Origin of the sequence: Bacterioplanes sanyensis, assembly GCF_002237535.1 — a bacterium.
Classification (GTDB): Bacteria; Pseudomonadota; Gammaproteobacteria; order Pseudomonadales; family Oceanobacteraceae; genus Bacterioplanes; species Bacterioplanes sanyensis_A.
In genome coordinates this window covers 408,932-422,028 of sequence record NZ_CP022530.1, presented here as the reverse complement: position 1 = coordinate 422,028, position 13,097 = coordinate 408,932, and the positions used below count along the sequence as shown (strand labels likewise).

General features: G+C 51.7%; 8 protein-coding genes. All 8 read left to right on the top strand.

The window, feature by feature from the left end; genetic code table 11:
* The first annotated feature begins 256 nt into the window (after nucleotides 1-256).
* The 8 genes from CHH28_RS01920 (at nucleotide 257) to CHH28_RS01885 (ending at nucleotide 12,939) form a co-directional block, all read left to right on the top strand.
* On the top strand, nucleotides 257-3,868 hold the full coding sequence (locus CHH28_RS01920) for a beta strand repeat-containing protein (protein ID WP_094058722.1): 3,612 nt from the start codon (nucleotides 257-259) through the stop codon (nucleotides 3,866-3,868).
* 207 nt (nucleotides 3,869-4,075) lie between these two features.
* On the top strand, nucleotides 4,076-5,473 hold the full coding sequence (locus CHH28_RS01915) for a hypothetical protein (RefSeq protein WP_094058721.1): 1,398 nt from the start codon (nucleotides 4,076-4,078) through the stop codon (nucleotides 5,471-5,473).
* 165 nt (nucleotides 5,474-5,638) lie between these two features.
* Nucleotides 5,639-7,213, top strand: coding sequence for a hypothetical protein (locus CHH28_RS01910; protein WP_157729726.1), 1,575 nt, complete (start codon nucleotides 5,639-5,641; stop codon nucleotides 7,211-7,213).
* Nucleotides 7,210-7,536, top strand: coding sequence for a hypothetical protein (locus CHH28_RS01905; RefSeq protein WP_094058719.1), 327 nt, complete (start codon nucleotides 7,210-7,212; stop codon nucleotides 7,534-7,536). The genes CHH28_RS01910 and CHH28_RS01905 overlap by 4 nt, the downstream gene beginning before the upstream one ends.
* Before the next feature lie 228 nt (nucleotides 7,537-7,764).
* Nucleotides 7,765-9,663 carry a DMT family transporter gene (locus CHH28_RS01900; protein WP_094058718.1) on the top strand — a complete coding sequence of 633 codons (1,899 nt, stop codon included), beginning with the start codon at nucleotides 7,765-7,767 and terminating at the stop codon, nucleotides 9,661-9,663.
* 32 nt (nucleotides 9,664-9,695) lie between these two features.
* Nucleotides 9,696-11,576, top strand: coding sequence for a hypothetical protein (locus CHH28_RS01895; RefSeq protein ID WP_157729725.1), 1,881 nt, complete (start codon nucleotides 9,696-9,698; stop codon nucleotides 11,574-11,576).
* Complete coding sequence (locus CHH28_RS01890; RefSeq protein WP_094058716.1) at nucleotides 11,573-12,544, top strand: glycosyltransferase family 2 protein; 972 nt, start codon at nucleotides 11,573-11,575, stop codon at nucleotides 12,542-12,544. The genes CHH28_RS01895 and CHH28_RS01890 overlap by 4 nt, the downstream gene beginning before the upstream one ends.
* Complete coding sequence (locus CHH28_RS01885; protein ID WP_094058715.1) at nucleotides 12,541-12,939, top strand: GtrA family protein; 399 nt, start codon at nucleotides 12,541-12,543, stop codon at nucleotides 12,937-12,939. The genes CHH28_RS01890 and CHH28_RS01885 overlap by 4 nt, the downstream gene beginning before the upstream one ends.
* The last annotated feature ends 158 nt before the right edge of the window (nucleotides 12,940-13,097 follow it).

Below are 13,097 nucleotides of genomic sequence, written 5' to 3'. Positions count from 1 at the left end.
TCATTGAGGCTGAGTCTAGTTGTAAACAATTCGTCGCTTCTTTAGCGTGACGATAACTGATTTTAGTGATTACTCGTTAGTGCTGTGTTTTTTAGTGGCGCAATACTCGATGTTTTTTCACAGTTGCGTGAGTGACTGATTTTTTTGCTTATAGTGAAAGCTAATCGTAAATCAAAGATGTTGCTTGATTTATGGCGTTATTATTTGGCCAAATTTAATATGGTGAGCGTTTGCTTGCCTGTAAGGCTTCAAGAATATGTCACTAAACGCTTTCAGTTTAAACGAACAGCACATTGTCTGTGCTTTTCTATTGCAAGAAGGGCGCCTGTCGAGTCAATCGGAACTGAATTTGGCGTTCACCAAGTCCTACCCAGCTTCCGGTCTGGAAGCATCGGGTCTAAACATTCCAGAGTCTCAAACGCAAAGCAATACTGACTTTGCTCGTGCTATGTACGCGTCGGTTGGTAATAGCAACCCCGATGCGTTGGGGCTGCAATACTGGGCTTCTGCGGCACAACAAAGTCGTGCCCAAGCACTAATTGATTTTCAGTATGCTGCACGCCAGGATATTGAGGTTCAGTTTGCGAGTGAACTGGAAAAAATCGGCGATAGTTTGCTGTCTGAAAATACTGACTTTGACGACAGTGATGGTACCGTGGTTTGCCCTCCAGTTTGGGGGGACGCAGCGACGGTATTTGATTTTAATACCACATCAGCAGCCCCCTATGATGATGACCAAAACAGCGACACGTCTGTCGATCCTGACAGCGGCGTTGTTGACAACGGCGCATCTCTGACTGACGCAGAGAAAGAAACTGGCGCGTCTGAAAAAGAGTCGTATAACCATTACATCTTTAACATTGGTCAAGGTGCGCTGGACCAAGACATCGCTGTTGCGACTTCTAACTACACCTTCAAGCTGAGCAACCAAGCGGGCTCTGTTAAAGAGTACGAAGGTTACTTTATGTCGCCACTGTTCTTCGCAACTGGCGGTACTGGTGATGGCTCTATCGCTACCATCAACATCTATGACCACTTTGCTGTTGCTAACAACGAAGCAGAAACGCTGACTAACTCTCGTACTGACGTGATCTCTTTCCGTCTGAACGGTGATAAGTACGCGATCGTTCGTAACGATGCACAAGCGGCTGAGCAATCGTTAGATACCATGACGGTTGTGATAGCCGAGCTTGGCACCGCCAATTCCTACCAACAGCTGGTAGATGCCATTAATGACGGCATCGTGGCATTGAATGAAATAGACGATGTATTTGTCGATGTCAGTGCTTTTTTGGGGGAGGCGACTGGCACGACTGACCAGCGCGACGCATCGAACAACCCAACTGGTGAAGACGTTGTTTACCGTCCAATCGAGCTGACTGCTGCGACTGGCGAACTGACCAACCCTCTGGCTTCTGGTACTACTCCAGGTAACCAAACGGGTAACGGTTACAACGCGTTCTACAGCCTGGACGTGATCGGCGGTACTTTGGGCGTGATCAGCACCAACCTGGAGCTGGACAACGTTGGTTACCTGTCTCAAGGTGGTTCTGTGAACTTGGCAGGTCAATCTCAGTCTGACCGTGGTGTTGAGTTGTTCAACGTTAAAGCCACTGACGGCGTATGGTTGACTGAACTGCGTTCTAACCCACTGCGTGCAGACATCGACTACCTGGAAACCATCGACCTGACGGGCGACGGCTACTTCAAAGTGGGTAAGCAAGTAGACAATGGCAGCTTCGACGTTGAAGACAGCGCGAATGCTGGTCTGGTAGACGTACGTCACTTCGACGGTGCTGCATTTGCTGGCGACATCATGCTGGATGCGGACGTAACCTCTGACGTCATCGCACGTGACCTGAACCTGCGTGACGACCAAGCTGGTGCTGCTGGCGACAACGTTACTTACACCTACAACACTTCATCTGGCTCTGACTTGCTGTTGCTGGAAGTTGACGGTGCAGTCGTTGAGCGTGAAGACGCTGCCGTTGCAGTTAACGTTGGTGCAGGCAACGACCGTGTGGTTCTGGACCTGAACTTCGCTGACGCCATCGAGCTGGAAAACCAGCAAGACCTGAACAACGTAACCGTTGATCTGGGTTCTGGTAACGACGTTTACAGCACCACTGAAGGTGAAGGTGATGTTGTCATCAACGCTGGTTCAGGCAACGACACTGTTTACACCGACAACACGGGTGACAAAGCGACGTGGTTGTTCAACCATGAAGGCGCTGCGGATCTGGACAACATCGACGGTAAGGCTCTGGGCAGCCAGCTGATGCTGGGCGCAACCCTGACTGTTACCTTCTCGGGTGCTGGTGTTGCTGCGATCAACGACGCCAACGGTGGTGGTGTGATGGGTGGTGCCGGTGGTGCGGTAGCCGGTGCCGACGGTATTGAGTCTTCAGTGACCATCGAACTGGCGAATGGCACTGCGCTGGGTAACCAAACCGACGTCAACCAAGCGCTGAAAAAAGCCATCAACGACGATGCGGTTCTGAGCAAGCTTTTGGTAGCGACCGATGGTCCTGACAACACGCTGATCGTGACCACTCTGGTTGACGGTGAGTTCGACGCCGCTGACTTGAACATCGATATCACGATGCCAACCTATGGTGATCTGACCACTGCAGAGCGTGCAACTTACGTGACCACCATGCAAGCTGCTACTGCTAACTCTACTATTAGCACAGCGGATATCTGGGGTGCTGCAACTCCTGCGGACACTGCGACGCTGGCTGCTGGTTCGTTCAACCCAACCTATAACGACGCTTTCTACACAGGCATCGGTACTGAGGTATTGGGTCAGCGTTCTGTAGTATCTGGAGAGGTTCAAACTTTCGACTTCACTCCAGAAGCTGCTAACACTCTGAACAACACTGAAACCGTAACCATCACTGTTGATGGTCAGGTATTCACTGCCACAGCTGGTGGCGCAGGTGTTGCTGTAAGCACCTTGCTGGCGCAGTTCAACGGCGTAACCGTTGGCAACTACACCGCGTCTGTTGCTGGTAACGTTGTGACCATTACTCAGGCTACTAGCGCGGCTGCTGACGTAGCACAAGGCGTAGTAGCGTCTGTGAACACAGGTACGTTCACTGCGGGTAACGTTGTTGCAGCGACCACTACTAACGGTGGCGCCGCATCTTTGGCTGATGTTGACGGTTCTGTTAACACCAACGTGTCTGACGTGACTGTGGATCTGGGCAGCGGCGATGACGTGGTTGTTCTGGGCTCTACAGTGGGGGCAGATGCGGCAGCGTCTGACAACGACATCGTTGTGTTCACAGCGTCTAACATCGGTAACAACACCGTTGTTAACTTCGGCACTACCGGTAACGGTATCGACCAACTGGACTTCACTGCTTACCTGACTAGCCAGCGTACTGACGACGGCAGTACTTCTGAGCTGTCTAAGTCTGTGATCGACAACATCGTTGCGGCCGATGGTGATCTGAGTGCAAACGAAGTTCACATCATCAGCTTCGACGAAGATGCCACAGCGAACGAAACGTTGGCCACTCTGACCACAACAGCTCTGTTGAATGCACTGAATGGTGTAGCTGCAGCTGAGTTCGGTGGCGCAGCTGACATCGACGGTACTTCTGCGACCGCTCGTAACACGCTGACTGAGCTGAACGCTGATGTAGGTGGTAACCACAACTACACTGGCAGCGACATGAAGAACATCATCATGGTTGAAGCGAACAACAACGATGGTTACTACAAAGTATTTGAAGTAACCACCACTGTTTACGCGGATGCAGCTGCTGCTGGCACGAACGATGGCTTGTTCACCTCAGCGGTACTGTTGGGTACTGTAGACTTCGGTGAGTCTGTAGCCCTGGCGACTGCTAACCTGGTGTAAGTTATCGTTAGATAACTGAACTAAAAAAGAACCCGGCTTCGGCCGGTTTTTTTTAATGTTGTATTTTAATTGCTTTGCTTTTTCACAACAGTTTTAGACTTGCACCATATCTGGAGCTAATTAAAGTTGTTTGTAAATCAAGTATTTGTCAGTAGTGCTTCGATATAATGCCTGCAGTTTTTGATGCATAGAAAGGGAATAAATCTAATGGGAATTCGGCATTTTACTCAGGAAGAGCAGCACATTATTCGTGCTTTTTTAGTGCTACAGCAACGTCTGCCAACGCAGCAGGAGCTGCAAACGGCGACTGCTGAAGATAGTCTAGTCGCTGGGTTGCAGGCTTTGGGTGTGACTGAATGGGGCTCTGTGCTGCAAACCTATCAACAACTGGGCTTGCCATTGCCAGATGAGCTAGGAATGCAGTATTGGCAGGCGACGGCTGCAGTAAACCGCTATCAGGCGGTGTTGGATTTTCAGTACGTAGCACAGGCAGAGATTGAGTGGGACTATTGGGATATCCTGCGCTTTGTTCATGATGAGCTGGAGTCTGCAGCCAAAGACAGTTTGCCGGCAGACGCCACTGGCATGCAGGCATTTACCGCCGATGAACAGCACGTTATTCGCGCCTTTTTAATGCTGAATGGGATATTGCCAAGTCAGCAACAGTTAGACACCAGTACGCAGGCAGACAGTTTGGCCAAGGGATTGGAATTAGCCGGGCTAGATGTCGCCAGTGATAGCCAAAGCGATGCAGCATTTGCCTTGAGCTTATATGCATCGATGGAAGGCCCTTTTTCGGCACTGAAATATTTACCTTATTGGTATGACCAGGCACAAGGCGAGCATTCGTTGCAAGCGCTGTTAGATTTTCAGTTGAATTATAAAAACCATATTGACTGGGTATACAGGGAGCCGCTCAGTGAGCTGACGACGCCGTTGCAGCCGGGCGATGCGCCCACCTACGAAACCGGCTTGGATGCCTTTAGCCTTGATGAGCAGCACATTATTCGCTCGTTTTTGCTGATGGAACAGCGTTTGCCCAGCCAGGAAGAGCTGGATACAGCAATGCAAAGCAGCTACGCAGGACGCGGATTGGAGCGTGCTGGCTTAGACTTACCGACGTCGTCAGACGTATTGAATAGCGAGTTTGCCACTCGATTGTATATTGCCGTAGGTGATGACAGTATTGACTCGCAGGGGTTGCAGTATTGGGCTGCTGCGGCACAGGAGGACCGTGCTGAGGCGGTGGTCGATTTTCAGTTTGCAGCCAAAAGCGATATTGAGCGTTTGTATGCCAGTGAGCTGTTGACTGTGCATGAGCAGTTGCAGTCAAAGTATGATGAGTTTGATTATTACTCGTCGGACCCAGTGTGTCTGGCAAGAGCAATAACGCTGGATAAAATGGCCGATGAGAGTGAGTTGCAATGGCCATCATTTTTCGACCGTTCTAATGACGATGATCTGTTGGCTGCATTGGCTGATTCCTCTATAGCACCTGTACAGCACAGCACGCATTCGCTTAACGATGTGCATGTCGAGCCGGCTAAGCTGGTGGCTTTGCCTGACCCAACAGACAGTAGCGCTTTAACGCTGGATTGGGCATAAACGATGGTGTGCAGCGTTCGCCAGTTATGGCGAGCGCTGACTGATCGGTGTTCTTGCGTTGTCAGCGAGCTCGCTGCCTCCAGGTGCATCTTGCGATCTGATAGCAAGGATCTTGCTAGCGATTATGATAATCTCGCGTTTTTTACCATAGCGAAGATGACGGTCGTGAGTGATCAGCGCAGAAACTGGGGTGGGCTGCTATCTGCCCTGGTGTTATTGCTGTTATTGGCGTTACAGATTCAGCAGTTTGGCCACGGTATTCGTACCACAGCCGATGACGTTGCGTTTTTAGCCAACTACCAACAGGGCTGGGCGGCCATTCTCGCCGATGCTCAGCGCACAGCCGAGTTTAGTGGCCGTTTCAGTCATTATATTCAGACGCCATTAAATTCTTTAGGCGCTTATTGGGCCGCTGAGCCGGCTACTCGTTATGCCATGCTGGCTTTGTATGTGGCAGTGTGGCTGATGTTTGCAGGCTTTTGTGCGCGCTTGCTGGCGCAAGGCCAGCGCAGCGTGGCATTAATGATATGTCTGTGGCTGGTGGCCTTGCACCCATTGGCCTATGAGCATATGCCGCCGAATGCTTATCCGCTGCAAAATACCGTGCCCATGTTGCTGATTTTGGCCGCGCGTTGGTGGCTGTTGGTGAATCCACAAGCTGGCTGGCCAGCGCGTCTTACGACGTATGTGTTAACCGCTATCGGTATGTGGAGCGGTGATTTTGCGCTGATTTTTGCGTCGGCTCTATTACTGGCAGAGCATCTGCGTTATTTGGCTTCTGCCTATCCAGGGTTAACTTATCACCGTAAGTTCGGCGTATCTTTACCGCTATCTAAGCTGTTGTCGGATATGGCGCTGGTGGCAGTGGTGATGGTGCCTTACATTCTGTATCGGCAAGCCTTTCCATCGCAGTACACAGGCAACAGCATGACAGGCTTTGCAGACCCGCTACGGGTATTGCACACAGCCTGGTTGCATATCTATGCCGGTACTTCGCCGTACCGCTTTGATGCGGCAGTATTGATGCAAGCGTCGACCTGGGTGTGGGTAAAAGCGGGTGTTTTTGCCACTGTGGCGGCGTTATTGGGTGCTTGGTGTGTGGCGTTGTTACCGCGCTGGCGCGCACGCATGAGTGGGGCGACGTTATTGGCCGCTGTGCTGCTGAGTTTTTACATCGTGATGCCAGTGGCCTTGGTCGCGCGCCAGCAACAATGGTGCTTTGACTATGGCGTATGTGGCTATTTGGACAGCCGTATTGTTTATTTGTTGGTGGGGCTGGTGCTGGCAGTGCTGGCAATAGTGTTGCGCTCTTGGTTGTCATTGCGTTTAGCGCAACTGCTAGTTGGGCTGAGTATCTTTATCGGCGCTGGCAGTAACTATGTTATCAATGCACATTTGGCCAGTGATATGGCCCATCGCAGTGCCCCTTGGCAACGCGCTCAGCAGTTTGCCTGTGATGGCGATTACCGTGAGCAAAGCGATGCACAACTGATTGCGCAAATTGATCCTGCTCAACTGGTGCCTATGCATCCGCATATTTATCGTGCTGAATTTTGGCAACAGCATCTCAATGACCTGCGCCATCGGCCTGGCTGTGCTATTGCCCCTCGTAATGACAGCTTGGTGACGTTAACGAGAACCATGCACTTTGGTAGCCAAGGCAATGGTAATTTGCTACTGGCGTCCGGCTGGTCTGCGCCTGAACCTTGGGGGTGTGGAGCATTGGTCGAACGTCGGTGATTTGGCTGCCGCTGGCCGGCTCTGCCATGAAGGTTAGCCAGCTGAAACTGGGGTTTCGTTTGTTTAGCGGCCCATCATTGCAGCAGCAAGTCGTAAAGGTCGCGATCAATGATCAGCCAATGGGGCAATGGGATTTTCCTAACGCGGGGCGGGGGCGCGATTGTTGCTCGCTGAGCCTGCCCCTGCAAGGCATCGACCGCTCTGCCGGTACGCTTAAAATCACCTTGTCTTATGACGCTGTGCGCGATCCTTCCGTAGCGGGTGAATCGGCGGATGGCCGAGCATTAGCGCTGGGAATACATACCCTAGAGTTATTGCCTTGATATAGGCATCGGAGATTGCTGTGCAGGCTTAGAACCGTGGGCTGGCAGCCAGAGCTCTTATTTTGAGAGCTCTCTGTAAATAAAGCGCCTAGCGGTTGCTAGCTATGTATGGATCTGCATAATCGCCGGTTACAAAATTATGACAGCCTATGTCGCGGCCATAAACGTGCGCGGATAGGCTGCTTATCAACCTGAGTTGTCATTAGCTATTTAAATCAGGAAGACAATATGACAAAGCGCATCGACTGGCATGGCATTCATTGGCTCATGCTAGGGCTGTTGGCACTGCTACAGGCGCTGCAGTTTGTGGTGGGCTTTCGTATGTCTGCCGATGATGCGGGTTTTGTCGCGTATGCGATGGGCGGCTGGGATACCACTTTGCAGCTGGCGCAGCATACCGCTGAGCAAACAGGGCGTATTAGTCAGTACTTGATGTCGCCACTCAATGCTGCGGGTGCCTGGTTGGCGGGTGAGGCCTGGGGTCGTTGGTTGATTCTGGCGTTGTACTACGGCCAATGGTGTGTGTTTCTGGCATGGGGAGCACGTCTACTGCAGTGGCCGCTGCGTGGCTTTTTTGCCGTGTCATTGGTGCTGATGCTGGCGCTGCATCCGTTATTGTTTCATCACACACCGCCGAATGCGTACCCCTTGCAATTGACCGTGCCGATCTTGGTGCTGTTGCTGTGCCGTTGGCAGTTATTGCGTCGCCGCAGCCAGCCGCTCTGGCGGGTGGCTTTTTTGTATGGCCTACAAGCCATCGCCGCCAGCAGCGGTGACTTCCCGCTGATTTTTCTATCGACCCTGCTCATTGCTGAGCATGTAATGCATTGGTGGCGCCATGATGCCCACTTGCGTCAACGGCGTTGGTTACGGCTATGGTGGGCGTGGCCAAAGCTGTGCCGTGATATCGCATTGGTGCTACTGGTGATGGCAATTTACCTGGCTTACCGCTGGCAATTTCCGTCTCAGTACGAAGGCAATACCTTGGATATCAGCAACTTGGCTTTGTGGTTGCAGGTTGCAGTAGGCCATGTGCTGGGCGGCACCTCTGCGTGGCATTGGTTCGATGGCCTTAGGTGGAGCTACTTAACTGCCAGCGATATTGTGATCGCGCTGTTATCGCTGGTGCTGAGTTACTGGTTGCTGAGCCATGCGTTGCGCCAGTTACCAAAGGATCACTCACGACGCTATTTAGTGCTGGCATTGATTGCGCTGTTACTGGCGCTGTATACCGCGCTACCGGCATCGGCGACCAGTCGTATGCAGAGCTGGTGCTCTTATCCTGGTTGTGTGTATCTGGATAGCCGGCTGGCATACCTGTGGCTGACGGCGGCTTTGGTGGCATGTATCGCCTGGCTGGTGAGTCGCAGGCCTAGCGCCATTCCTTGGGTCAGTGGCGTAGTTGCGCTGGCGGCATTGCTGAACGTGGTGCATAACGCCTACATCCAACAGCGCATGGCAGAACGCTCTGCAGGTTGGCTTGAGGCAGAGCGTTTTGCTTGCTCAGCTGAATTTGCCAGTGTTGCTGCGGTTCATCTGGCGCGTGAGGTCGATCGGGAAAAGGCGGTCATGATGCATCCGCATGAATCGCGCCCCGTGTACTGGAAGAGTTACATCGAGTATTTACGTCGTTCGCCCAGTTGCCACTTAGCCGACAGCTTAAATCATGATTCACTGGATGAGATCGTATTTAACGACTCCGATAATAGCCAAGCGACTCAGTGGCTTAAGCAAGGGTGGTCCATCCCAGAAAGCTGGGGTACCTGGAGTGAGCAGCACCAGGCTCAAGTAGAGTTGCCGCTGCAGCACACCAAAGCTGACGTCAGAGCGATATACGTTAATTTTAATGTCTATTTGGGGCCCTCCATTAGCGAGCAAAAAATTTCGGTGCTGCTGAATGAGCAAACCGTTGGCCAGTGGTCGTTTGATGTTAACAAACCAGAAAATTGTTGCCGGCGCAGGTTGGTCGTGCCGGATACGCTGTCACAGCATCAGCCTGTGATGCTGACCTTTATCTTCGATAAAGTACGTGACCCAAGTTTGGTCGGTGAATCGCCTGATCCAAGAAAACTGGCGATGGGCTTACACAGCATAGAGCTGGAATACCGACCGCAGGCTCTGCCTTAGTCGTGTCGTAAATCTGATAGGGATGTTTATCTTTGCTTAACTTTCGACTTTTGAGCGCTTATCAGTATCTACTGATTTTAGCGCTACTGATATTGCTATTTTTTCAGTGGCATGATTTTACCAGTGGTTTTCGCTTAACCGCTGATGACGTTATGTTTTTTGATTATTACAGCCAGGGCTGGCAACGTGTGTGGCGCGATGCAGTAGAAACGGCTGAATATACTGGTCGCATCGGGCAGTATGTATTGATTCCCTTAAATGCTTGGGCGGCAGCGAAATCTGATAGCTTACTGTGGCGTGGGTTGTTTGTTGCTTTGCACATGGCGCTATGGGGTTTGTTTTTTGTTTATTGCCGCCGTGTTTTTCGCTTTCAGTCCTCCGGCTATTTGGCCGGCCTTAGCATTGTCATGCTGCTGGCGCTGCAGCCATTAGCATTTGAGCATCTGCCGCCCAACTCTTACCCGATACAAAATACTCTGCCATTTGCGTTGATTTTATTATGTCGCTGGCAAATAAATCGCTTTGTCTCCATTGGCTGGGGGCGAGGGCTTTTTTGGTATGGTTTGTTAGCGCTATCAATGTTGCTGGGTGATTTCGCTCTGCTGTTTGCTTCTGGCTTGTTGTTGCTTGAGCACCTTTGGCACTTGGGAGTAGACGAGCCGGAACGGCCTAAACATCGCTTGCTGGGGGTGCCAGTAGTACCGGGCCGGTTGATGTGCGACGTGCTGCTGGTCATGGTGGTGTTGGCCGTCTATTGGGTGTTTCGGTATTTACACCCTTCACAATACGCCGGCAACTTGCCGGATGGTATTGATCACACGAGCCGCTGGCTGCAGACCGCATTAATGCATTTGCTGGATGCCACCACAGTTGCACGGATTCAAGATATACACTGGCCAGCCGTGACCTTTGCACACAAGCTGCAAGCCGCTTTTATTGCTGCGGTAACGGGCTGTTTGGCGGTGTACTTTGTTGTTAAAACCAAACTCTTTGTTGGCCCTCAGCAAAGCCGGCGCACAACGTGGTTTATCTTGTGCGGTGCCGTGGTGGCGTTGTATTGGATGCTGCCCGTGGCCTCTACCAGCCGCCAGCAAAGCTGGTGTTTGGACAGTGGCGTATGTGCCTATCTAGATAGCCGCATGGTGTTTCCGCTACTAGGAATCATGCTGGCGGTGGCGCTGGTAGCAATGCGCTACCGCTGGCTGCAGTTCGGGGCTGTGGTTGCCATGGTGGTGATGGCATTTTTCACCAGTGTGCACAATCAGCAACAAGCAGCGCATATGCACGAGCGCATGCAAGCCTGGCAGCGTGCTCAGTTGCAGGCGTGTCAGCCGACGCAAATGGATCGCTCCGTTACAGCCGAAATTGACCCTCAGCAGCTGATCATTATGCACCCCAGTGTTGACCGTCGAGCCTTTTGGCAGCGGCACTTGCAGTATTTGCGTCGACAGTGTCCAGAGAAACAGTCTATGGCATCGTATTTTGTGTTTGCCGATGTACCACTGCTACCCTCTGCGGTTGACTGGCTAGGCCAAGGCTGGTCGACACCTGAAGCGTGGGGAGTGTGGTCAAGTGATAAAAGGGCAAGCCTGACTTTACCGGCCAATGCGAGCGCTGTTCGCTATGTAGACATTGGCTTTCAGCTGTATCATGGCCCGTCGCTGAAACAGCAAAGCGTGAGTGTCTATTTAGGCGATAAAGAATTGGCACGCTGGAGCTTTGATGATGACCCGGCCCAGTATGTGAACCAGCATCGCGTACTCACTCTGCCGGAGACTGAGGCTACTGCAGCACGAAAGCTGCATTTTGAGTTTGCTTCGCAGCGAGACCCGCACTACGCCGGTGAGTCAGCAGACCCACGTCGATTAGCGATGGGGATTAAATCAATCGAGTTTTTGGAGCACCCTTTATGAGCGCAGCGTCACTAACAACTACGCCTCTGGTTTCTCTTGTTGTGCCGGTTTTCAACGAGCAAGAGTCTATCCCGGTGTTTATTGATGCGATCATAAACGAGCGCCAGCAGTGGGATTTTGATACGGAAATCATATTTGTGGATGACGGCTCGTCGGATCAGTCGCTAACGCTGTTGCGCCAAGCCGCCGAGCAATATGACTTTATTCAGTATGTGTCGTTCTCGCGCAACTTTGGCAAAGAAATCGCTTTGTCTGCGGGGTTAGATCATGCGCGGGGCGATGCTGCAGTGATGCTAGATGTTGATTTACAGCATCCGCTGGCCACGATTCCTGAGTTTGTCGATAAGTGGCAAAACGAGGGTTATGACATGGTGTATGGCCTGCGTAACCTCGACAATCAGGAAACCTGGCTCAAGCGTGCCACTTCCCGTCTGTTTTATAAGCTGTTCAATTTAATGGCCCACTCGCCGTTACCCGAAGGCGGTGGCGACTTTCGCTTGTTGGATCGAAAAGTCATTGATGCCTTATGCGCCATGCCTGAGCGCAATCGTTTTATGAAAGGTCTGTATGCTTGGGTCGGATTTAAGTCAGTAGGGATTCGCTACGAACAGCCTGCGCGAGAGCTGGGAGAGTCCAAGTTTAACTACTGGAAATTGTGGAATTTTGCCCTTGATGGCTTGGTGAGCTTTTCGACGTGGCCACTGCGTATGTGGTCCTATGTTGGCGGTGTCGTGGCTGTGCTGGCGTTTATCTACGCCTCCTTAATTGTCATCAAAACTCTGGTCTCCGGTGTTGATGTGCCGGGCTATGCGTCTATGTTGACTGGCGTATTGTTCTTGGGCGGGATGCAGTTGCTATCGATTGGAGTGATTGGCGAGTACCTCGGGCGACTGTTCGTTGAGACTAAAAATCGCCCTTTGTATGTGGTGGCGGAAAAACGCACCCACACCAAAGAGGATGCAGAGTGATTTCTAGCCTGCAGCAGCTAAAACCACTGCTGATGCAATTGCTGCGCTTTGGTTTGGTCGGAGGGTTGGCCACCGTTGTGCATTTGGCGATGGCTTGGTGGGCTATCCAGCAATGGCCTGAGTTGTCTCCCTTTTGGGTGAATCTGATTGCTTTTGTTGTCGCTTTTCAAGTGTCGTTTTGGGGGCATTCACGGTTTACGTTTCGCCAGCAAGGCCATTGGCTCAAGTTTCTATCGGTGACGGTCACCGGCTTTGCCATCAACAATAGCTTTTTGTGGGTGTTTTTAACGTTGGGTGTTGAAGACAGCTTTCTAGCGATTTGCCTGTCCGTTGCTTTGGTGCCACTGTTTGTATTTGTCGCTTCTAAATTGTGGGTGTTTGCACAGCCACGTTAGTGCTGCTTGTGCTGATACTGACAAATACAGCAATTGACCTTTCAAGGCGCCAAGCCTGTGTTAGCATCAGGTAAGGACAGACGAGCTGACTTGTGCCGCTGCGGCTCGTTGGCATAATGTTGTCAAAGTCAGCCATATCTACAGATGGATACCCCAAG